We start from the raw sequence: 21,497 nt of genomic DNA, 5'->3' as shown, positions 1-21,497 counted from the left end.
GAGAGAAGAATTGTAGGTCAGCGCATCTGGCGAGTGGGGGGCTCCGAGGTTGTCATAACCTCAGTGGAGAGATTGCCCACGATACGCGTGAGTAACAGCCGCATGCCGTGCACCTGCGGAAATGGAGGTGCACACTACGCGGGACCGGTAGTCGCAACCCGCCCGACCGGGCCAGTTCTTGGAAAGGAGCCGGCGAGTGTTCAACCGCATCGCCATCGTGAACAGGGGAGAGGCCGCCATGCGCCTCATCCACGCCGCTCGAGATCTGGCGGCGGAAACTGGGCTACCGGTCGAAACCGTCGCTCTCTATACCGACGTCGACCGGAACGCGACGTTCGTGCGCGAGGCCGACATCGCCTACGACCTCGGTCCGGCATCCGCGCGCCCGTACCTGGATCTCAAGGTGCTCGAGCGTGCGCTGGTGGCTACCGAGGCCGACTCCGCGTGGGTCGGTTGGGGTTTCGTCGCGGAGGACCCGGCGTTCGCGGAGTTGTGCGAGCAGATCGGAGTCACCTTCATCGGCCCGAGCCCGGAGGCCATGCGCAAACTCGGCGACAAGATCGGCGCGAAGCTGATCGCCGAGGAGGTCGGCGTGCCGGTCGCGCCGTGGAGCCGCGGTGCGGTCGAGAACGTGGACGCCGCGTTGGCGGCCGCGGCCGAGATCGGTTACCCGCTGATGCTGAAGGCGACCGCGGGCGGCGGTGGCCGCGGTATCCGCGTGATCACGAACGAGGCCGAACTCGTCGACGCCTACGAGCGCACCCGCCAGGAAGCCGCGCGCGCCTTCGGCAGCGGCGTGGTCTTCCTCGAGCGGCTGGTCACCGGCGCCCGGCACGTCGAGGTTCAGGTGATCGCGGACGGCCAGGGCACGGCTTGGGCACTCGGCGTCCGTGACTGCTCGGTGCAGCGGCGCAACCAGAAGATCATCGAGGAGTCGGCGTCGCCGGTGCTGCTCCCCGAGCAGGCGGCCGAGCTGAAGGCCTCGGCCGAGCGGCTGGCGATCGCCGTCGGCTACCGCGGCGCCGCGACCGTGGAGTTCCTCTACCACCCCGGTGACAAGCAGTTCGCCTTCCTCGAGGTCAACACCCGCCTGCAGGTCGAGCATCCGATCACCGAGTCCACCACCGGTTTCGACCTGGTCCGGGCCCAGCTGCTGGTCGCGTCCGGAGGACGGCTCGAGGGCGAGCCGCCGGCCGAACGCGGGCACGCCATCGAGGCCCGGCTCAACGCCGAAGACCCCGACCGCGATTTCGCGCCCGCCCCTGGCCGCATCGCGCGGCTGGATTTGCCTGCGGGCCCGGGCATCCGCGTCGACACCGGAGTCAGCGAGGGCGACACGATTCCCGCCGACTTCGACTCGATGATCGCCAAGATCATCGCCTACGGCCGCGATCGTGACGAAGCGCTGGCCAGGCTGCGCCGGGCGCTGACGCAGACCAGGGTCGTCATCGAGGGCGGCGTCACCAACAAGAGCTTCGTGCTCGATCTGCTGACCCAGCCCGAAGTACTCGATGCCAGCGCGGACACCGGCTGGATCGACCGTGTTCGCGGCGAAGGCCGTCTCGTGTCGCATCGCCACTCCACCATCGCGCTGGCCGCTGCCGCCATCGACGCCTACGAGGAAGACGAGCGGGTGGAGCGGCACCGCCTGCTGTCCACGGCGTCCGGCGGGCGGCCCCAGGTGCAGCACGAGAGCGGTAGGCCGCGCGACTTCAAGTTGCGCGGAGTCGGCTATCGCGTGCGCGTCGCACGCGTCGGTGCTCATCGGTTCCGTGTCGGTGTCGAGGCGGGTGGCGACATTCGTACCGCCGACGTGGATCTCGAACGCTTCGATCGGCACTCCGGGCAGGTCGTCGTCAACGGTTCCCGGTACCGCTTGATCACCGGCACGCACGGCCCGATCCACATGGTCGACGTCGACGGTGTGGCGCATCGGATCAGCCGCGACGAGGGCGGCGTCGTCCGCTCCCCGGCCCCCGCGCTGGTCGTCGCCACGCCGCTGGAGATCGGTGACGAGGTCGAGGCGGGCGCGCCGGTCCTGGTGCTGGAGAGCATGAAGATGGAAACCGTGCTGCGCGCGCCGTTCCGGGCCCGGTTGAAGGAGTGCGGTGTTTCGGTCGGCACTCAGGTCGAGACCGGCGCGCCACTGCTGCGGCTGGAACCGCTCGCCGACGAGGACGAGGACTCGGACGCCGCGGCGGTCGGCTCGGTCGAGCTGGATCTGCCCGGCGAGCCCGCATCGATTCAACCGCATGTGCGTCTGACCCGCGCCCAGCAGGATCTGCGCAGCCTGCTCCTCGGCTTCGACGTCGACCCGCACGACGACCGCCGAGTGGTCGACGACTATCTCGTCGCGCGCCGGGCCGCCATCGCCGACAACCGCAGGCCTCTCGCCGAGGAACTCGAGCTCCTGCAGGTGTTCGCCGACCTCGCCGAACTGAGCCACAACCGGTCCTGGGACGAGGACGGCGGCCAAAGCCACGTCCACAGTGCCCGCGAGTACTTCCACACCTATCTGCAGAGTCTCGATGTCGAGCGGGCCGGGCTGCCCGCGGCGTATCAGGCCAAACTCGCCAAGGCGCTCGCGCACTACGGCGTCACCGATCTGGAGCGCACCCCCGACCTCGAAGCCGCGGTCTTCCGTATCTTCCTCGCCCAGCAACGTCCGGCCGACACCGTCACGATCATGACGACATTGCTGCGCGAGTGGCTGCGGGAGCCGGTGCCGGACAGGGCGCTTCGCGAGCCCGTCGGTCTGACGCTGGAACGGCTGGTGGCCGCGACGCAGGTGCGCTTCCCCGTCATCGCGGACCTCACCCGCGGGCTGGTGTACGCCTGGTTCGGCCAGCCGTTGCTGCGGCGTAATCGCGCCCGCGTGTACGCCGATGTCCGCAAGCATCTGAGCTACCTGGACGCGCACCCCGATGCCCCCGATCGCGGCGAGCGCCTGGCCGAGATGGTGCGGAGCACCGAGCCGCTGGTGCGGCTGCTCGGCCAGCGGCTGACGCGCGGAAGCGCCGACAACACGGTCATGCTGGAGGTGCTGACCCGGCGGTACTACGGCAACAAGGGCCTCGCCGACGTTCGGACCCGGGAGGTCGGCGGCCGCGCGTTCGTGATCGCCGAGCGTCGGGGTCTCTCCCTGGTCTCGGCCGCCGTGAGCTTCGACGCCCTCGGCACCGTCCTGCGCGGGCTCGCCGAACTGGCGAGCGGCGCCGCCTCCATCGAGGCCGACATCTACCTCGGCTGGGAGAAGCAGCCGGAAGACTTCGATGCGATGGCCGAGGCCTTGCAGGAGGTGCTCAGCGCGCACCCGCTGCCGAATCAGGTCTCCCGAATCACCGCGACGGTCGCGGGTAGCGGCGGAGCGGTGATGCACCATCATTTCACCTTCCGCCCGTCGGCCACCGGATTGGCCGAGGAGCGATTGATCCGCGGCCTGCACCCGTACATCGCGGAGCGGATGCAGTTGAAGCGGCTGCGCAAGTTCGACCTCACCCGCCTGCCGTCCTCGGACGAAGAGGTCTACCTGTTCCGGTGCGTCGCGAAAGAGAATCCGTCGGACGAGCGACTCATCGCGTTCACGCAGGTCCGTGACCTCGCAGCATTGCGGGAGCAGGATGGCAGGCTGCTCGCGCTGCCGACGGCCGAGAGCACCATCAGCGCCTGCGTCGACGCGATTCGGCGAGTGCAGTCCCGGCGGCCGTCGGGCAAACGCCTGCACACCAATCGGATCGTGATGTACGTCTGGCCGCCGCTGGACCTCACCCGCGCCGAGTTGGAGTCGATCATCGAGCGCGTGGAAGCCACGACCGTCGGCGCCGGGCTGGAGGAGCTGCTCCTCATCGCGCGCCAGCCCGATCCGGAGACCGGCGAGTTGGTCAAGATCGTCGTGCGGGTCGTCTTCGACGTCACCGGCGGCACCACGGTGACCATCGGGGAACGGACCGACGAGGTGATCGAGCCGCTCGACGCGTACCGGCAAAAGGTGCTGCGAGCGGGCAGCCGCAACACCGTGTACCCCTACGAACTGACCGGGCTGCTCGGTGAGTTCGCCGAGTACGATCTCGACGACGACCACACGCTCGTCCCGGTCGACCGGCCCAAAGGACGCAACACCGCCGCGATCGTCGCCGGCGTGGTCACCACGCCGACCGAGCGGTACGCGGACGGCATCACCAGGGTGGTGTTGCTCGGTGATCCCACGAAATCGCTTGGCGCACTGTCCGAACCGGAATGCCGCCGGGTGATCGCCGCGCTGGATCTCGCCGAACGGATGCAGGTGCCGCTGGAGTGGTACGCGCTGTCCTCGGGCGCCCGGATCTCGATGGAGTCGGGCACCGAGAACATGGACTGGGTGGCGGCCGCGCTCAAGCGGATCGTCGAGTTCACCCAGGACGGCGGCGAGATCAACATCGTGGTCGCGGGCATCAATGTCGGCGCGCAGCCGTACTGGAACGCCGAGGCGACGATGCTCATGCACACCAAGGGCATCCTGGTGATGACACCGGACTCCGCGATGGTGCTCACGGGCAAGCAGTCGCTGGACTTCTCCGGCGGTGTGTCGGCCGAGGACAACTTCGGCATCGGCGGTTACGACCGGGTGATGGGTCCCAACGGGCAGGCCCAGTACTGGGCGCCGAACCTGCTCGCCGCGCGAGACGTGCTGATGTCGCACTACGACCACACCTATGTGGCGCCCGGTGAGCAGGCGCCGCGGCGGTCGGGGACCGACGACCCCTTCGATCGCGACGTCTCCGACTTCCCGCATGCCATGGCGGACAGCGACTTCACGACCGTCGGCGAGATCTTCTCCGCCACCGCCAACCCGGACCGCAAGAAGCCCTTCGACATCCGGACCGTGATGCGGGCGCTGTCCGACCAGGACCACCCGGTGCTGGAACGCTGGGCGGGCATGGCCGACGCCGAGACCGCGGTGGTGCAGGACGCGCGGCTCGGCGGCATTCCGGTGTGCCTGCTCGGCATCGAATCCCGAGGCGTGCCGAGGCGCGGCTTCCCGTCCACCGACGGCCCGGACACCTACACGGCGGGCACGCTGTTCCCGCGGTCGTCGAAGAAGGCCGCGCGAGCCATCAACGCGGCCAGCGGCAACCGGCCGCTGGTGGTGTTGGCGAACCTGTCGGGCTTCGACGGCTCACCGGAATCGATGCGGAAGTTGCAGCTCGAGTACGGCGCCGAGATCGGTCGCGCGATCGTGAACTTCCAGGGGCCGATCGTGTTCTGTGTGATCTCCCGCTACCACGGCGGCGCGTTCGTGGTGTTCTCGAAGGCGCTGAACCCGAACATGACCGTGCTCGCTCTGGAAGGTTCGTTCGCCTCGGTGCTCGGCGGCGCACCGGCCGCGGCGGTCGTGTTCTCCGGTGAGGTCGACACGCGAACCGCGGCGGATCCGCGAGTGCGGGAACTCGAGGCGCGCGCGGCGAACGCGACCGGCGCCGACCGCATGGCCCTGACCGCCGAGCTCGACGAGATCCGATCGTCGGTGCGCGCCGAGAAGCTCGGTGATGTCGCGGCGGAATTCGATCGCGTGCACAATATCCAGCGCGCCGTCGAGGTCGGTTCGGTGGACGCCATCATCAGCGCCTCCGACATGCGCCCGCGCATTATCGCCGCGATCGAGGCAGGTCTGCCTGGGTGATTCCACGTGACCTCTCGATTGCTCGCTGCCGGTCGGCGGTGAGCAATCGAGAGGGCGAGGAGATCACGCTCGACCGCCTTCTGCGGATCTTCCATCCGATGCGGGTGAAGCCCAGGGCCGCGTCGTGGACCCGAATGGTCGACGCGGGAACGTGACCGTCGCTGTATCCGACGAGCGATGGGCCGGGAGTGCCCGGGCACTTCGATGCTCTGACGCATCCGGCCCGGGCGACGCACCCGCGATCCCGTGTCGCGAGATCAGTCGAGATGGGCCGACAGCAGCCATGCCGGAAGCGACTTGCGGCCACTGGGCTCGTCGCGCATGCCCTCGAACTGGAAGCCCGCGTCCGCTGGCAACGCCGCAGGCAGATTGCCATGGATTCGCGCCGGCCTGATCTCATCGATTACCCAGTACTGCGACACCACTTCGCGAAGCTCGTCGGCGGTGACCGGCGATGGCCCCGGTCGAGGTGCTTCGGGCAGCGCGGCTCTGTCGAACACCAGCACGAAATACGACGCACCCGGCGCGGCGGCGCGCGCAATCGACTGCTGATAGCCCTCTCGCGACTCGACGGGGATCGAATGGAACAACGTGCTGTCGACGATGGTGCCGAAGCGGTCGTCGTAGCCGGTGAAGGAGGCGATGTCGGCGACCTCGAAAGAGGCTTTGACGAGGCCGCGCCTGGCGGCCTCTGCGCGGGCCAGCTCGACCGCGGTCGGCGACAGATCCAGGCCGACGGTGGTGAAACCCCGCTCGGCCAGATACAGCGAGATCGCCGCCTCCCCGCATCCGACATCGAGGACATCGCCATGGAATCTGCCCTGCTCGATCAGCGCGGCGAGCTCCGGCTGGGGCTCCCCGATACTCCACGGTGGTTTGACGCCCGGCCCGAACGCACCCCCTGTACCTCGGTAGATTTCTTCGAATTCGAAATCATGCGGGTTGGTCATAGCCCACGAATATCAGAGAATTTACGAGGGGCTCGGGACCTGGCCCGCGACGCGCTGGGCTGGTCAGAAGCCGGTGCGCCGGCCGGTGGGCATCGCCGATAGTGATCAACGGGCTCGGTGGCTTGCGGCCGCTTCCGATTCGGTCTTCGGACCCGCCAACAGCATCGTATTACGTTCTCTCAGTGGCACTTCCACGACTTTGCCGAGTTCACCACCATTGCCCGGCTGGGTGAGGACTTGCCGGTCTCGAGGCAGGAGAGAAGCCGCGCGCAGCTGCCGGCGGCCTGTGCCAGATCGAGCTGCGTCTCGGCGGTGCGATCAGTCGGCAATAGTGCGCGTCGCCCGATCCGGCAGGATCCCGGCCTCGACGAGTTCGTCGTAGATCCGCTGCTGCTCATCGTCGAGATTCGAGTACAGCATGTCGTATGCCAGCTCTTCCTCGGCGAGGACCGCCACCGGATCCCAGTTGTCACCGAGCGCCGCGACGACGGCGCTGCGCCGGCGTGCCTCGTCCAGCGTGAGGTCGTAGGCAAAATTGTGGTCGGCCATTTCGGGCATCTCCAACCAGGGTCTTTCCGATAACGAATTGATGACGATGCCCAACAACGTCTTCTCGGGCAATGAGGTGCATCACGTTCCGCGGTGGGACTTCGTCACAGTTGATCGCCCGCGCACCTCCCATCAGGTCTGTGACAGCGCCGTGTTCGAATTCTTCGAAAAGGTGGTCAATCCGGTCCGGCAGTACGCGCCCGACGCGGCTATCGCCTTCAACAGCAGTCCCGAGGACTGCGCCGACGCGGCGCTGGCTGCGTTGACTGTGCGATCGCCCAGCGGGTAGCAGGTATCAGTGCGACGGCAGTCCGCGGTCGTGGCCAAGACGCCGCTCGGCGACTGTCCCTCATCGTCCAGGTGACACCGCCGCGACGGCCGATTCGAGTGGTTTCCCGCCGCGGCGGGCAAAAGGGCTGGACCATGGATGCGAGCGGTGCGATGCGTACCGCGTCTCTTCCCGTTGTGTTCCGCGATCTATGTCCGCCACACAGGAGGAACGAAATCCTATGACGACTACCCCGAACTCTTGGCGCCCCGCCCGCATCGTCGGTGTTTTCGCCGCGATGGCCGCGGCCTCGGTGGCCGCTGCCGCTTCCGCGCTCGCCGCCGCGACTCTCGACATCACCGGTGCCGGATCGAACCTGATCCAAGTCGACTACACCTGCGACGGCTCCGCCGGAGTGACGAGCATTCAGGCGATGATGGGCGAGCCGGACGCCGACCGTCCCGCCGCCCAGGGCATCCAGAACTCCGTCGTCTGCGACGGCTCCCCGCAGAGCGCCACCGTCTCCCTGACGGCGGACCCCGGCGAGCCACCGCTGACCTCGGGTTCCGAGGCGCAGGTGCGGGTAGCGCTCGTCGACAGCAACGGCATCGTGGTCTCCGGACAGGCGAAGAAGTTCACCGTGCCGTAGTGCGCACGGTTCTGGTTCAGCGCAGTCCACAGCACACCGCTTCCCACCGACCGACCGCGAAGGCAGGCAGCGCTCATGAACGACTCCGATTTACCCGCCCCCGACCAGGGGCTACTGGTGACCCACTTTTTGACCGTTTCCGATGTGAGCCGCTCCCGGACCTTCTACGCCGACATTTTCAACGGCCGGGTGGTGCTCGAGGAAAACCCGTGCATCGTCAAAGTCGCCAACAGTTGGATCATCATGAACCCCGGTGGTGGACCCACCCCCGACAAACCCGATATCGTCCTGCGTCCGCCCGAGCCCACCGATGCCGTTTCGGCGTTCCTGAACGTGCGGGTAGCCGATATCGCCGCCTTCTATTCCGACGCACGCCGCAAGGGCGCCGAGTTCCTCACCGAGCCCCTCGACCGCAAAGCCGAAATTCGTTGCTATCTGCGTGATCCGGACGGCTACCTCATCGAGATCGGCCAAGCCACCGGCATGCTCGAAGGTGTCTTCGCCGACCGCTGAATCGGTGGCGCGGTGGTTGGCGAGCGCCGCGCCGGCGACGGCAACGTGCAGGCGGCGTCGGCAACCATCGGTGGTGGTCGACGCCGCCTGCACGTGAGACCAACCCGTACTCGCCGTTGCCCGCCGGTACTTGCCGAGCCGAAGTAGCGCACTACTCCGATTCCACCGCGGTCCGAAGGGGTTGAACTGCATGCGAATCGGTGTGCGCTCCGGGGCGGCGCTGCGCTTCTCCAGAACCGTCGTTCTCGTCGGTGCCTCGCGTGAAATTGGCGTAGTCGACTACCCGTGTCAACCCTCGCAGAGGTCGGCATTCTTGGGAGTGCAAGACAAACGAATCGATCTATCGGGCCTGAACGACAACGACGTCGGTGCGGCTGCCGGCGCAACGGTGCGGCGACATCCGCCTGAGTCCGAGATCGAACACACCTTCCGAGTGGTGACTGCTCGAGCACATCGACGTGCGGGCGAGACCGGCCGGAAGTCTTCGGACCGTGGCAACGGTGTAAGCGGCACCGCCCGCTATGCCGCCGACGGCACCTGGAACGGGGTGCTCACCGCCTCGGTCGCCCGGCCGATGCCGGACCTGCCTGCTCGTGTCAGGCGGGGGTGCCGCCGCGAAGCCAGTCGGGCCAGGGGATGCTCCAATCGCCGTTCTGCCAGATGTCGAGGGGGTCACCGCCGGTGTTGCGGACCTCGACGACGTCGCCGGGGATGACGAAGTCGTAGAACCATGCGGCATCGTCGGGGGAGAGGTTCAGGCAGCCGTGTGAGACGTTGGTGTTGCCTTGGGCCCACATGCTCGAGGCCAGTGCGTGGACGAAGATTCCGTCGTGGCTGATGCGGACCGCGTGGTCGATGCTCGTGCGGTAGCCGCCGGAGTTGGTGGGCAGGCCGTAGGTGGCGGAGTCCATGATCACCGGGTTGTTCCGGTCCAGCACGGTGTAGATGCCGGGGCGGGTCCAGAACGACAGATATTTGCCTCCGACAGCTATGGTGCCGCCCTTGCCCATCGATGTGGGCATGGTGCGCACCAGGTTCCCGTTGTCGAAGACCTCGATGTGTTTGGTGTCGTCGTCGGCGATCGCGACGTGCGCGGGGCCGATGTTCACGGAAACCCGTTGGTCGCGCAGGCCGTAGCGGCCCTCGCCGAGCGCGCGTCCGAAGAGGTCGGCTTCGACCGTGATCTGGGTTCCCGGCGCGTGATAGTGCTCCGGCCGCCAGTGTGCGTTGTGATCGTCGAGCCAATACCAGGCGCCGGTGACGGCGGGCTGTGTGGTGACCTTCAAGTGGCGTTCCGCGGCGGCCCGGTCTACGGGTTCGTCGAAATGGGCGACGAGCACGAAACCCACTCCGTAGGTGTCGTTTTCGGCCAGCTCGACAAGATTGGCGGAGCGCAGCGAGACGTCGATGAGCTGTTGCGGTCGCACCGTGGCGCAGGTCGCCGTCGCGGTGACGTCGCCTGTTTCGCCGTGCGCGACGGCTTTCACGGTGTAGGTGTGTCCGTAACCGAGTGGTTCGGCGCTGGTCCAGGTTCGATGATCGGGCGCCGGTGCACCGGGTAGTGATCTGCCCGTTTCATCGATCCATTCGACCGACCGCAGCGTCCCGTCGGTGACCGTGACCGTGCCGGGGCTGCGCGCATCGACGTCGTGCGCGCCGGGTGGCGGATCGATCCGGATTGTGGCGGGTTCGGGAGGCGCGGGTTCCAACTGCCCGCATCCGGCCAGTGCGAGGCCACCCGCACCGGCGAAGCCGATCAGCATCCGACGACGTCCCAATGCCACCGTGTCTCTCCCTTCGCTGGGGTGCAGCAGGGCCGACCTCTGTCCGCCAGCATGTGGCAGCTACGCGTCGGCCGAGACGGCAACGGGCGGTATCTCCACCGATCCGTCGCGCAACCGACACCGTTCCGCGATTGATCGGAGTTTTCGGACAAGACGGTCACGGAACTGCAAGGCTCGGACAATCCCACGGTCCTGGCTACCTTCCGGCGAGCTCGGCGACGACCGGAGCGCACCGGTCGGCGAAGTCGGCGCCGAGTGCGCTTCCCACGCCGTCAGCCAGGCCGGGCGTAGCGGAGAGGCGTACACCCAGGTGCCAACGCGCAGGTCGGTCAGGGCCGCGACGGTGGCCAGCATGGGACCGGGCGCCGCGGGGCGGCCCATGATCATCTCGTTCGGTATATCCAGAGACTGTGACGACGGATCCGCCCGGAATTCACCGGTGCAGCAGAGATCGCGTGTGCGTTCCAGCGAACGCCTTTCTATTCGGGATGCGTTCGGCGTCGGGTGCGCGATAGCGCAGTCGCGCGGTGGATCGAGTCGCCAGAGATAATGCCGCATGGGATTTTTCAAGCCGAGGTGCCCGGTGAGGGAGATCGAGCGGCTGTGGGTCGAGGAGATGTTGAGCTGGTGCGCAACGCAATTCGGGCACAGGACGCTGCGAACGCCGGTGATCCTGCCGACTTCGGACTTCTTTCCCGACGCGTACTCCGGCACCGAGCCGGAGGTCCGTTCTTTGGTCGAGCGCGTGAGCGGGTACATGGGTGTCCGTCGGGATCGCGTCGTCGTAGAGATCGACACGGACGGCGATGTGTTGCCGGAGGACGTCGCGTTTCTGGAGGGTTCTTCGCACGGGGAGGCGGGACACTACCGTCTGGAGCGCGGCCGCGCGGTGGTGTCGCTCTCGATGTCCCAGATGCGCTCGCCGGTCGCGTTGGTGGCGACGGTCGCCCATGAGCTGGCGCACGAACGTCTTCTCGGTGAGGACCGCATCGCGCCCGATCGGCACGATGGCGAGCAGCTCACCGATCTGGTCACCGTCTACCTGGGGCTCGGCGTCTTCAACGCCAATGCGGCGTTCCAGTTCGCCCAGAGTCGCCACGGCTGGCGATCCCAGCGGCTGGGCTATCTGTCACAGCCGATGTTCGGGTACGCGCTCGCCTGCTGGAGCGTGATGCGCGGCGACCCCAGACCGTTGTGGGCCGAGCACCTCGACACCAACCCCCGCGTCTACATGAAACAGGGCCTCAAATACTTGCGAGCGAACCCGGAGCGAGTCGTCTGCCCGCCTGGGATCGGAACGCCAGGTTGACGAACGAGCAGCTGTCCTAACCGATCGGCTTGAAGCCGGCGCCGACGCCACCCTGGGCCGCGAGATCCGCCAGCACGCCGCTGATTCCGGTGAACTGGATGGGCGCCCAGATACGCATCAGGTTGATCGAGGAGGCGATGCCCACCAGCCCGGAGCCCGCGTAGGCCGGACCACCGGAATCGCCCGGAAAGACGAGCTGCCAGGACCGTACCGCGTTGCCGTCGCGTTCGAGCATGTTGCCGCAGGTGTGCTCGGTGACCTGGCCGTACTTGCACAGCAGCTGACTGGGATCGGGATAGGGGGTGATGCGGTCGACGCGCCGACCCGCCGGGGTCAGGTTGGTGGGCTTGACGACCTTGGGATCGAGCTGGATCACCGCGTAGTCGAGCTGGGCGTCCTCCCGAAAGAGTTCCGAAGGCCACTTGCTGGACCACGCCGCGAAGTAACCCACGTCTCGACCGCCGACGCTCACGCGCTGGTTCGGGACCCGCATGCAGTGCCCGGCGGTCAGCGCGACGAGGTTGCCGTGCTTGTCCGTGCCGACGGAGGCGATGGTGCAGACTCCGATCGAGGTTCCCGGGCCGACGACGACGGGGTCGTCGGCTTGCGCCGGAACGGCGGGGAGGATGGCAAGGCCGAGGGCGCATAGTGCGGCGGAGATGGTGGTCTCGAGATTCACGGGTATCCCTCTTTCTCGACAATGCTCAAGTTGTGGCGTCGGCCCGCGATACGGGCCGGATCACGGCGGGACGGTGCGAATTTCGTGGGCTCGTCGGTTGGTTCGGGTCGGTCGGTATGGCCGGGCACAACGAGGTGTGGAGCATGAACTTGTCGGGCGGGAAGGTCCGACGCCGATTTCGGTCGCTACGGCAAGCCCGCGGCCATCGGCCTGGATTCGCTCGGTGATCCCGGCGGGCTTGCCCGGTCGTCGAGCGAATCGGCAGCGACCAGCGCGAACGTCAGCGGCTGCCCGGACAGCTGGAACTCACCCGCACATCCCAACACGGCTAACTGCACAGACGATCAACGACACGCTCGGAGAAGATTACCGGGACTCGATGCCCCGGTGGAGGTGAACGGGCCATCGGAGTGATTCGCCCCTGACCGGGCGTTTCGCGCTGAGGAGTCGACGCCGAATCAGGGGCGCTGAGCCGAGCGGCACCAAGTGGACCGCGAGGTCTGGAACAAGCATGGTGCCGCCGGCCTGCTCGGTGTGGACCTGCCGGAGGAACCCGAGAGGGCGACCGAGACTGCCGCTCGTGGGTCAGCGGGTGAAGACGGTGGTGTGGGCGGCGGTGAGCAAGGCGGTCAGTTCGGCGCCCGCGGCCTCGTCGAGGACGGCGAAGGCGGGGGCGATGAGGGTGTCGGTGAGCGCTTCGGCGCGTTGCCAGCGGTCTTGGATGGTGGGGGTGATCTCTTCGAAGGGTTCGGGCCAGCCGTACCAGCGGGCCTGGTTGGGGCCGTTGTTGAAGGGGGAGCCCGAGACGAGGACGGCTTGCAGCGGAGTGAGGCCGCTGGTGCGCACGGCGAGGAGGTGCAGGCCGCCGCGGAGTTCGCGCAGGACGTGCGCGAGTTGCGCGACGCGGGCGGGGGCGTCGGCGGGAAGTGGCAAGGCGCGCCAGCCCGCGAAGAGGGGCAGGCCGGCCGGATCGGCCGCGGCGACAACGACTTCCAGCAGTTGGGCGAGGCGTTCGGCCTGGTCGAAATCGGCGAGTTTGCGGCGGCCGAAATCCTGACAGGCGGCGGCGTAGCCGTCGGCGGCCTTGGCGGCGGGCATCGGCACCGACTCCCAGGCCTTGCGGATCGAATGGGCGGGGAAGAATCCGAAGGCGGCGGTCACCACGTCGGCGTCGACGTCGCCGAGCACACCGCCCCTGCCGCGGACGTACGGGCCGAAGAACCCGTCGACCCCGGTACTGCGTGCGAATTCCTTCGCCTCCCGGGAGAACATGAATCCCCCGCCGAGTTCCTGGACCTGCTTCTTGACCGCGGCGGCGACCGACACGCGCACTCCCTTCATCGGACTGTCATCCAGTCGTCACCCTAGGTGATTCTTACACCGTACGGAAGGGGCGTGATCAGACTTCGGGAAGTACTCGGCGGAGAAAGTCGATCTGGTCTGCGAGGACCTTCTCGCGGTTGTCGGCGCGATACACCTCGAAGTGGCTGAACGGGTAGGTGCGCAGCTCGCCCCGGGGCGCGCGCTCGGCGAGTTCGACGGTGTTCTCGGCGAGGGTCTCGCGGTCGCCTTCCGCGATGGAGACCAAGAGCGGCATGCGGAGCCGCGGCGCGTGATCGCCTGGTTTGTAACGCATCATCTGGAGCAGGCCGCGCGGCGCCACGCTGTTGCGCCAGGTGTCGCTGCGCATCGCGTCGATGGTGGCCTGTGCTTGCGGGCCGGTCATGACGGCGAGTTCGCCTGGGCGGCCGACAGCGGGAATGTAGTGCGGCGAGAGGCCGAAGACGCCGCGCAACCAGTCCACGACCATCACGCGCAGCAGCGCGAAAGTGGCTCTGGTGGAACGTCCTTCGGCTCGGCGCGGAAATCCGTTGAAGGGCACCTGCGCCAGTACCGCCGCGATGCGCTCGTCGTCGGCGGCGACCGTCACGACATGGCCGCCGCCGAGCGAGGTGCCCCACAACACGATTCGATCGGGATCGACCAGTGGATGCTCGCGGGCGAAGCGGACCGCGGCGCGAATGTCGGCCAACTGGTCCTCGATGTCGACGACCTGACGCGGTCGACCCGCGCTCGCGCCGAAGCCGCGGTAGTCGAAGGTCAACGCCGTCATGCCCGCGGCGGCGAAGGCCTGGGCGGCCGCGACGACCGACGGGGTGTCCTGGGTGCCGCTGAAACCCGTGCACAGGACGACGCAGGGGCGACCGACGGTGTCCGTCTCGGTGTACAGGGCGCCCGCGCATTCGGTGCCCGACGAATCGAAGGTTATCGCAACGGTTTTCATCGTTCCTCCGCGTGCCGATCGGAATGCGGGAGCTTCGTGCCGAGCATGCGCTCGAGGAGATCCACGAGCGTGGCGCGATGCGCGCGCAGGTCCAGGTCCGGGCGCTCGGCGTAGACCTCGTGAAGTTCCCGCAGTGCGCCGAGCAGGGCGATCGCGGTGAATTCCGGGTCGGGAACGCGGAATTCGCGCTGAGTCGCACCCGCTGTCAGCAGGGTGCACAGGGCGGGGCGTAGTTCGTTCGCCACGCTATCCACGATCCGATGGTGCATGTCGCGGAAGCGATCCCCGTGCAGCGTGGCCAGCAGGCCGGGCGCTTCGTTGCGTTCGGTGAGCGCGTAGCTGTGGTCGACGTAGCTGAGCAGCCGCGCGCTGGGCGATCGCGAATCGTCTTGCAGGATAGCGAGATAGGTCGCGCACAGCCGCTGCGCGATGGTGTCGACGGCGGCGGCGAACACCTGCTCCTTGGAGCTGAAGTAGTGGTAGAAGCAGCCTTTCGCGACGCCGAGCCCGCCGGTGATGGATTCGACGGTGGTCTGGTCGTAGCCGCGCTCCACGAAACTGCGCACGGCCGCGTCGACGATCTCGGCTTTGCGGACTTCGGGCTTCTTCACCTGTCGCACGGTGCACCTCCCTGGATTCGACGCTACCGACCGACCGTCGGTCGGTCAAGAGGTGAGGAGGGCACGCCAAGCCTCGCCAAGGGCACGGTTGTCGGCAGTAAATTCGGACGTTTGCCCGGTCACCACCCGGCAATGCGATAGCTGAGCGCAGCGTCGAGGAGGGAAGCGATGAAGGTCCCGAACACCGTCTCCACCGAAACCTTCGCCACGACCGTGCTCGACTCCAGCAAGCCGGTGCTCGTCGCCTTCTCCGCCCCCTATTGCGCCCCCTGCCGCAGGGCCGCACCGACGCTGCGCCAACTCGCCGACGAACTCGCCGATCGGCTCGTCGTCGTCACGGTGAACGTGGAGGAGCAGCCCGATCTGGCCGAGCGGTACGGGGTCCGGGCTTTCCCCACGCTGGGCCTGTTCGTCGACGGCCGCCTCGTGCACCACAGCGTGGGCGTCGACCCGGTACCGGAATTCCTTGACGAGTTCGGCGACTTTCTCCCTGACCGGTGAGCCGCCGCGGCCGCGAAGTCCCCGGCCGCGGCGGACGGCTGATCAGGCGAAGCGCTCAGTCGTGCAGTGCCGTGGACAGCGCCGCGACGGCTTGGGCGATCGCGGCCTTGGCGGCGTGGGTGTCGTGCAACGAGTTGACCATCACGAAGTCGTGCACGATCCCGCCGTAGCGGGTCTGCGTCACGGGCACGCCCGCGCGCCGGAGGTTGGCCGCGAAGGCCTCGCCCTCGTCGCGCAGCACGTCGGCCTCGGCGGTGATGACCAGGGCGGGCGGGAGTCCGGCGAGCTGCTCGGTCGTCGCGCGCAAGGGCGACGCGGTGATCTGCGCCCTGTCCTCTTCGCTGGTCGTGTACTGGTCCCAGAACCACCGCATGCCGTCCCGGCTCAGGAAGTAGCCCTCGGCGAAGTCACGGTACGAGCCGGTGTCGAAGTTCGCGTCGGTGACCGGGTAGAACAGCACCTGCTGTACGAAGGAGACGTCGCCGCGCTCCTTTGCCATCAGCGTCAACGCGATAGCCATGTTGCCGCCGACGGAGTCGCCCGCGATGGCGATGCGCGCGGAATCCAGGCCCTTGGTGCCGCCCTCGGTGGTGACCCACTGGGCGACTCGGTAGGACTGCTCGTTCGCCACCGGGTAGCGCACGTCCGGCGAGCGGTCGTACTCGGGGAACACCACGGCGGCGTTCGCGCCGATCGCCAGATCGCGCACGAGCCGATCGTGGGTGTGCGCGTCACCGAAGACCCAGCCCGCGCCGTGCGTGTAGAGGATGACGGGCAGCGGTCCCGCCGCGCCGACCGGCTTGACGATGCGCACCCGGACCGAGCCGGTGGGCCCGCCCTCGACGGTGATCCATTCCTCATCGATCTCCGGCTTGAAGATCGGACTGTCCTGTACGCCGTCGACCGCTTTGCGGCCCTCTTCCGGCGGAAGCTGGTACAGGAACGGCGGCTCGGAGGTCGCGTCCACGAACTCCTGCGCGGCTGGCTCGAGCGATAGACCGAGGGGATTTCCTGCCATGGTCCCTACCTTTCGGCGTCGTTGTTGAGTGGGGCCTCCAGTTTTCGTGAACCGGGCGCACACGCGCCCCAACCGTTGAGCCAAGTATCCGCCCGTTTTGGGACACCGGACGGCAAACCGCAGAACCAAGATCAGCGGCCGTTCGCGTACGCCGTGGAACGGAAGCGCTGCTGATACTTGCGCGGCGAGACGCCGAGTCGGGCGATGAAGGCGCGGCGCATCGCCTCGGCGCTGCCGTATCCGGCGGCCATGGCGGCTTCGGTGACGCTGTAGCCCGCGTCGAGTTTGTCTCTGGCGTAACCGAACCGGACGAAGGCGACGTACTCCGCGGGCGTGCTCTCCAGCTCGGCGCGGAACAATCGGGTCAGGTGCCGTGGACTCACCCTGGCGTGCGACGCGAGCGTTTTCACCGAGTACGGCTGGGCGGGATCGGCGCAGATCAGGTTGGCGACCGCGCGAATGAGCGGGCTGCGCGGGACGGGTCCGCTCAGCGCCGCCGAGAACTGTGACTGCCCACCGGCCCGCTGCATGTACACCAGCAACGACTGGGCGACCCGCCGCGCGACCGCCGCGCCGTGGTCCTCCTCTACCAGCGCCAGCGCGAGGTCGATGCCCGCGGCGACGCCCGCGGAACTGTAGATGTGCCCGTCGCGCACGAAGATCGCGTCGGAATCCACTTGGACCGCGGGGAATTGGCGGCCGAGGTCTTTGGTGAACTTCCAGTGCGTCGTCGCGCGCCTGCCGTCGAGGAGGCCGAGGTGGGCGAGGATGGCGGCCCCGCTACAGATGGAGGCGAGGCGGCGCGTGTGGGCGGCGAGATGACGGGTGGCCCGCAGTACTTCCGGTGTCACGAACTGGGCGGCGGGCAGCTCGCTACCGGGGATGACCACGGTGTCGAAGCGGCCCGCGTCCGCCGCCGCGCAGGTCACGGCGACTCGCGCGCCGATGGAGGTCTGCACGTCGTTGCCGTCGGCGGAGACCAGCACTACGTCGTAGGCGGGGAGTGACTGGTTGGCCTCGACGAACACCTCGGCCGGGCCCGCGAAATCGAGCATTTTCACCCCGTCGAAGACCAGGATTCCGATGCGCCGCCGCGATGAGGTACCTGCTGTGGAATCCATTGGACAATCATTATGGAATCGCGCCTCCACAACCAAGCTGACCGGCCACCGTGTGCCGGACGTCATGCCCGCGACGGAGGCGAATGCCGGGCGTTGCTAGCGTGGACGAATGGGGCGTCCGCGGCAGTTCGACGAGTCGGCGTTGCTCGATGCCGCCATCGAACTGTTCTGGACCGACGGTTTCGACAGCACCTCGGTCGAGGGGGTATCGGGTGCTTCCGGTGTCGGCAACGGAAGTATCTACGCCGCCTATGGCAGCAAAATGGGTTTGTTCCTCGCGGCTTTCGGTCGATACTGCGAGCGGCGGGCCACGTTCGTGCACGAGGTGCTGCGTGCCGACTCGGGGTCGCCGCAGGCCGCGGTGCGCGCGTTCTTCGACGCGGTGATCGCGGACTGCCTTGCTCACCCCAGCCGGCGCGGATGCCTGATGCTCAACAGCATCGGCCAACTCGGGCACCGGGTTCCGGAGGTCATCGCCATCGCCGATCGGACGACCGCGCGGATGGAGAGCCACGTCGCCGACCGGCTGCGCGCCGATATTCCGCGAAAGGTGCTGGACGAGAAGGAGTTAGCGGCGCTCAGCTCCCACATCGTGCTGGTTTCCCAGGGGTTGATCCAGCTGAGTCGGTTGGATGTGCCTCGGCAGCGTTTGCGGGATGTCGCCGAGATTTCTTGTGCCGCTGTCCCGCGATGACTACTCGAGTGAAATCGCCGGTGGCGTCGTAGGGACCGAAACGGCCCTCGGGTGAGCGTTCGGTCGAGGACGTCGAAAACCGCGGCGCCAGCGGTGAACCTTCTGTTCACACTTCTCCCATCGGCCCAAGATCGAAAGTTTTCCGGCTTGCCCGGAAAATACCGCGCGGCCGCGTTTCACACCTCTATAACAGGTTCCAATCCATGACTCGACGAGGAGCCTGCGATGTCTGTTCGCACCCATGAAATGCCTGTTGGTAGCCGGTCCGGGCGGGGGGTGAGCAGGCGCGGATTCCTAGCGGCAACGGGTATCACCGTTGGTGCCGCGCTAGTCGGGAGGTCCATGGCGCGGGCGACCGCGGCGCCGCTGGCGGATGGCGAGAAGGTGTCCGCGCTCGTCATCGGCAGCGGATACGGGGGAGCGGTCGCCGCACTGCGGCTCGCGCAGGCGGGCATGGAGGTGACCGTGGTGGAGATGGGCAGGTCGTGGACGACGCCCGGCTCCGACGGCAAGATCTTCTGTCCCGTGCTGAAACCCGACGGGCGGTCCTACTGGCTGCGCGACCGCACCGATCAGCCGGTCGGCTACTTCGCGGGCAGCAGTTACAACAAGGACATCGAAAGGTACACGGGCGTCCTGGATTCCGAACAGTTCAGCGGGATTCGCGTGTATCAGGGCCGCGGCGTCGGAGGTGGCTCGTTGGTCAACGGCGGTATGGCGGTGACACCCAAGCGGGAGAACTTCGCGGCCATCCTGCCTTCGGTGAACGCCGCTGAGATGTACGACGTCTACTACCCGCGCGCCAATGCCGGTCTGGGCGTGAACAATATCGATCGGACCTGGTTCGAGACCGCGGAGTGTTACCAATTCGCCCGCGTGGGGCGCAAACACGCGGAACGCTCCGGCTTCGGCTGGACTTTCGTGCCGAACGTCTACGACTTCGAGTACATGAAGAAGGAGCAGGCCGCGCAGGTCACCCGGTCGGCACTGGCCGGTGAGGTCATCTACGGCAACAACCACGGCAAGCGGTCGCTGGACAAGACGTATCTGGCCGCGGCCACCGGGACCGGCAAGGTGCGTATCACGCCCATGCACACAGTTACCGCCGTATCGCCCACGGAGGGCGGCTATCGGGTGGAGATGAAAGAGATCGACACCAGCGGCGCCGCGGTGGCGACCAAAACCGTTGTGGCGCAGAAGGTGTTCTTCGCGGCGGGCAGTATCGGCACCTCGAAGCTGTTGGTCGCCATGAAGGCGCAGGGCAAACTGCCGGACCTGCCCGATGCCGTCGGCAAGAAGTGGGGCAACAACGGCAATGTGATGGTGGGCCGCGCCAACCACATGTGGGACGGCACGGGCGTACTGCAATCCAGCATGCCTTGCCTGGGTATCGACAATTGGGCGGATTCGGGTGGCCCGGCCTTCGCCGAGGTCGCGCCGTTCCCCGCGGGGCTGGAAACCTACGTCAGCCTGTACCTGGCGATCACCAAGAACCCCGCTCGCGCCCAGTTCACTTTCAACTCCGGTACCGGCAAGGTCGATTTGAGCTGGCAGACCTCCCAGAACCAGTACGCCATCGACGCCGCCAAGCGCATCTTCGACAAGATCAATCGGAAGGAGGGGACGATCTACCGGACCGACCTCTTCGGCGTCTACAAGACCTGGGGGGACGACTTCACCTATCACCCGCTGGGTGGTTGTGTGCTCAACGAGGCGACCGACAACTACGGTCGCCTCCCCGGCTACACCGGGCTCTACGTCATCGACGGTTCGTTGATTCCGGGCAATACCAGTGCCAATCCCTTCGTCACCATTACCGCTCTGGCGGAACGCAATATCGAGAACATAATCGCCGGCGATCTGTGACCTCGGCGTAGAGGGCGCTGTGGCACGCGTCCTCTACCGCCGCGCGGGGCCGTCGCGGTGAACGCCACGAGTCGTGTTGCCGCCCGGCCCGCTTCGTGTGGCGGGCACAGCCAGCGACGTTCACCTACTTCTCGCTCTGGCCTCGCCTGTTGTTAAGATCGGATCGCTCGATCGGTAACAAGGGGGGAAGACTGTGCGGGGCAATCCATCTGGGAACGTTCGTGCCGGCGGACGGCGCATGTCGCGGCGAGTGGCGTACGCGCTGCCTGCCGCGGTGGCAGCCTCACTGCTCGCCACGGGATGTGGCTCCACCCAACCGCGTAAAGCGCCCAAGCCGCCGACGTCGGTCACCACGACCGCGTCCCGGCCCGCACCGTCCGCCACCCAGTCACCGCGTACGACGCTCCCGCAACAGCCGACGGCGACCAAACCCCCGACAACCACCACGGAGCGTGGTGGTCTCGGGGGATCCAGTGGTGGCAGCGGTAGCGGCAGCTGAATCGAACCTGGCGGCTGTGCTCGCCCTCTTCCGCAACAGGTTTCGCGAGAAGATGGTGCCATGACAACGCAAAGCAGCACTGGTGGATCTGCGTCCGGGTCGGCCAGGGAGCACCTGCTCGAACGAGTCCGCCTGGCGCGAAACAAGTTTCGGCGCGGGTCAGCCGGGTGGTCTGTGGCGCACCATGTGAGTCTCATCGGTGCGGCCGTCCTGAGTGCTGCTGCCGCGCTGGCGATCCAGATTCCGGACCCACCTCAGGCTGACCTCGCGGCGATCTGCGCGACTGTCGCCGCCTTGCTGTCCACACTCAATATCGTCGGTGGCTTCGAGACGAAATGGCAGGCGAACCGGAACGCGTTCTATGACCTGGACAGTCTGCTATTGGATGCGGACGACCCGGCGACTTCCCTCGAAGACATACGGAAAGGTTATAAGCAGGCCGTGTACGCGCAGCGAATGACTTGGATCGCGCCGTCCATGCGCGGATTGGAACAGGAGAAGACGACACTACCCGCCAACCGCGCAGCCGATTGA

Annotated in this window: 18 protein-coding genes; 9 read left to right on the top strand and 9 right to left on the bottom strand. The window is 67.2% G+C overall.

Annotation, left to right across the window (positions count from 1 at the left end):
- Positions 1-196: 196 nt before the first annotated feature.
- The gene (locus ABZV58_RS27495) at positions 197-5,659 is read left to right on the top strand and encodes a carboxyl transferase domain-containing protein (RefSeq protein WP_355003053.1); all 5,463 of its coding nucleotides are present in this window, start codon (positions 197-199) and stop codon (positions 5,657-5,659) included.
- A gap of 257 nt (positions 5,660-5,916) precedes the next feature.
- Here the strand turns inward: ABZV58_RS27495 and ABZV58_RS27490 are convergent, their stop codons facing one another.
- Positions 5,917-6,609, bottom strand: coding sequence for a class I SAM-dependent methyltransferase (locus tag ABZV58_RS27490; RefSeq protein ID WP_355003052.1), 693 nt, complete (start codon positions 6,607-6,609; stop codon positions 5,917-5,919).
- 318 nt (positions 6,610-6,927) lie between these two features.
- Positions 6,928-7,167: a DUF6400 family protein gene (locus tag ABZV58_RS27485; protein ID WP_355003097.1), complete on the bottom strand. Its 240-nt coding sequence runs from the start codon at positions 7,165-7,167 to the stop codon at positions 6,928-6,930.
- A gap of 31 nt (positions 7,168-7,198) precedes the next feature.
- Here ABZV58_RS27485 and ABZV58_RS27480 point away from each other — a divergent pair, with 31 nt between their 5' ends.
- The 3 genes from ABZV58_RS27480 to ABZV58_RS27470 all read left to right on the top strand — a co-directional run bounded on the left by ABZV58_RS27480 (position 7,199) and on the right by ABZV58_RS27470 (position 8,588).
- Entirely contained in the window at positions 7,199-7,447 is a 249-nt protein-coding gene (locus tag ABZV58_RS27480; protein WP_355003051.1) for a hypothetical protein, read from the top strand.
- A gap of 220 nt (positions 7,448-7,667) precedes the next feature.
- Positions 7,668-8,075, top strand: a complete 408-nt coding sequence (locus ABZV58_RS27475; RefSeq protein WP_355003050.1) for a hypothetical protein — start codon at positions 7,668-7,670, stop codon at positions 8,073-8,075.
- A 75-nt stretch (positions 8,076-8,150) separates the two neighbouring features.
- Positions 8,151-8,588 (top strand): VOC family protein, encoded by a 438-nt coding sequence (locus ABZV58_RS27470; protein WP_355003049.1) that lies wholly within the window; start codon positions 8,151-8,153, stop codon positions 8,586-8,588.
- Positions 8,589-9,184: 596 nt separating this feature from the next.
- Here the strand turns inward: ABZV58_RS27470 and ABZV58_RS27465 are convergent.
- The gene (locus ABZV58_RS27465) at positions 9,185-10,372 is read right to left on the bottom strand and encodes an Ig-like domain-containing protein (protein ID WP_355003048.1); all 1,188 of its coding nucleotides are present in this window, start codon (positions 10,370-10,372) and stop codon (positions 9,185-9,187) included.
- Positions 10,373-10,955: 583 nt separating this feature from the next.
- Between ABZV58_RS27465 and ABZV58_RS27460 the strand changes: the two genes are divergently transcribed.
- Complete coding sequence (locus tag ABZV58_RS27460; RefSeq protein ID WP_355003047.1) at positions 10,956-11,681, top strand: hypothetical protein; 726 nt, start codon at positions 10,956-10,958, stop codon at positions 11,679-11,681.
- 16 nt (positions 11,682-11,697) lie between these two features.
- Here ABZV58_RS27460 and ABZV58_RS27455 read toward each other — a convergent pair whose 3' ends face one another.
- The 4 genes from ABZV58_RS27455 to ABZV58_RS27440 form a co-directional block, all read right to left on the bottom strand.
- Positions 11,698-12,360, bottom strand: a complete 663-nt coding sequence (locus ABZV58_RS27455; RefSeq protein ID WP_355003046.1) for a trypsin-like serine protease — start codon at positions 12,358-12,360, stop codon at positions 11,698-11,700.
- Positions 12,361-12,945: 585 nt separating this feature from the next.
- Entirely contained in the window at positions 12,946-13,701 is a 756-nt protein-coding gene (locus ABZV58_RS27450; RefSeq protein WP_355003045.1) for a hypothetical protein, read from the bottom strand.
- A gap of 58 nt (positions 13,702-13,759) precedes the next feature.
- Entirely contained in the window at positions 13,760-14,644 is an 885-nt protein-coding gene (locus ABZV58_RS27445; protein WP_355003044.1) for an alpha/beta fold hydrolase, read from the bottom strand.
- Positions 14,641-15,255 carry a TetR/AcrR family transcriptional regulator gene (locus ABZV58_RS27440; protein WP_355003043.1) on the bottom strand — a complete coding sequence of 205 codons (615 nt, stop codon included), beginning with the start codon at positions 15,253-15,255 and terminating at the stop codon, positions 14,641-14,643. Before ABZV58_RS27440 ends, ABZV58_RS27445 begins: the two co-directional genes overlap by 4 nt.
- Positions 15,256-15,432: 177 nt before the next feature.
- Here ABZV58_RS27440 and ABZV58_RS27435 point away from each other — a divergent pair, with 177 nt between their 5' ends.
- On the top strand, positions 15,433-15,765 hold the full coding sequence (locus ABZV58_RS27435) for a thioredoxin domain-containing protein (RefSeq protein WP_355003042.1): 333 nt from the start codon (positions 15,433-15,435) through the stop codon (positions 15,763-15,765).
- Positions 15,766-15,820: 55 nt separating this feature from the next.
- Here ABZV58_RS27435 and ABZV58_RS27430 read toward each other — a convergent pair whose 3' ends face one another.
- Both ABZV58_RS27430 and ABZV58_RS27425 read right to left on the bottom strand, forming a co-directional pair.
- Positions 15,821-16,783: an alpha/beta hydrolase gene (locus tag ABZV58_RS27430; RefSeq protein ID WP_355003041.1), complete on the bottom strand. Its 963-nt coding sequence runs from the start codon at positions 16,781-16,783 to the stop codon at positions 15,821-15,823.
- Between the two features lie 131 nt (positions 16,784-16,914).
- Positions 16,915-17,904 (bottom strand): GlxA family transcriptional regulator, encoded by a 990-nt coding sequence (locus ABZV58_RS27425; protein ID WP_355003040.1) that lies wholly within the window; start codon positions 17,902-17,904, stop codon positions 16,915-16,917.
- Positions 17,905-18,013: 109 nt separating this feature from the next.
- Here ABZV58_RS27425 and ABZV58_RS27420 point away from each other — a divergent pair, with 109 nt between their 5' ends.
- From ABZV58_RS27420 to ABZV58_RS27410, 3 genes are all read left to right on the top strand, one after another.
- Positions 18,014-18,598, top strand: coding sequence for a TetR/AcrR family transcriptional regulator (locus ABZV58_RS27420; RefSeq protein WP_355003039.1), 585 nt, complete (start codon positions 18,014-18,016; stop codon positions 18,596-18,598).
- Between the two features lie 342 nt (positions 18,599-18,940).
- On the top strand, positions 18,941-20,464 hold the full coding sequence (locus ABZV58_RS27415; protein WP_355003038.1) for a GMC oxidoreductase: 1,524 nt from the start codon (positions 18,941-18,943) through the stop codon (positions 20,462-20,464).
- A gap of 685 nt (positions 20,465-21,149) precedes the next feature.
- On the top strand, positions 21,150-21,497 hold the full coding sequence (locus tag ABZV58_RS27410) for a hypothetical protein (RefSeq protein ID WP_355003037.1): 348 nt from the start codon (positions 21,150-21,152) through the stop codon (positions 21,495-21,497).

The sequence above is a fragment of the Nocardia sp. NPDC004654 genome (assembly GCF_040609595.1).
Classification (GTDB): domain Bacteria; phylum Actinomycetota; class Actinomycetes; order Mycobacteriales; family Mycobacteriaceae; genus Nocardia.
This window is presented reverse-complemented; position numbering and strand designations above follow the sequence as displayed.

Excerpts from the sequence above, each read along its gene's own strand:
- ABZV58_RS27490 (WP_355003052.1), bottom strand. The coding sequence starts at position 6,609 with ATGACCAACCCGCATGATTTCGAATTCGAAGAAATCTACCGAGGTACA.
- ABZV58_RS27435 (WP_355003042.1), top strand. The coding sequence starts at position 15,433 with ATGAAGGTCCCGAACACCGTCTCCACCGAAACCTTCGCCACGACCGTG.
- ABZV58_RS27485 (WP_355003097.1), bottom strand. The coding sequence starts at position 7,167 with ATGCCCGAAATGGCCGACCACAATTTTGCCTACGACCTCACGCTGGAC.
- ABZV58_RS27470 (WP_355003049.1), top strand. The coding sequence starts at position 8,151 with ATGAACGACTCCGATTTACCCGCCCCCGACCAGGGGCTACTGGTGACC.
- ABZV58_RS27480 (WP_355003051.1), top strand. The coding sequence starts at position 7,199 with ATGACGATGCCCAACAACGTCTTCTCGGGCAATGAGGTGCATCACGTT.
- ABZV58_RS27415 (WP_355003038.1), top strand. The coding sequence starts at position 18,941 with ATGGCGCGGGCGACCGCGGCGCCGCTGGCGGATGGCGAGAAGGTGTCC.
- ABZV58_RS27430 (WP_355003041.1), bottom strand. The coding sequence starts at position 16,783 with ATGGCAGGAAATCCCCTCGGTCTATCGCTCGAGCCAGCCGCGCAGGAG.
- ABZV58_RS27450 (WP_355003045.1), bottom strand. The coding sequence starts at position 13,701 with ATGAAGGGAGTGCGCGTGTCGGTCGCCGCCGCGGTCAAGAAGCAGGTC.
- ABZV58_RS27445 (WP_355003044.1), bottom strand. The coding sequence starts at position 14,644 with ATGAAAACCGTTGCGATAACCTTCGATTCGTCGGGCACCGAATGCGCG.
- ABZV58_RS27420 (WP_355003039.1), top strand. The coding sequence starts at position 18,014 with ATGGGGCGTCCGCGGCAGTTCGACGAGTCGGCGTTGCTCGATGCCGCC.
- ABZV58_RS27425 (WP_355003040.1), bottom strand. The coding sequence starts at position 17,904 with ATGGATTCCACAGCAGGTACCTCATCGCGGCGGCGCATCGGAATCCTG.
- ABZV58_RS27475 (WP_355003050.1), top strand. The coding sequence starts at position 7,668 with ATGACGACTACCCCGAACTCTTGGCGCCCCGCCCGCATCGTCGGTGTT.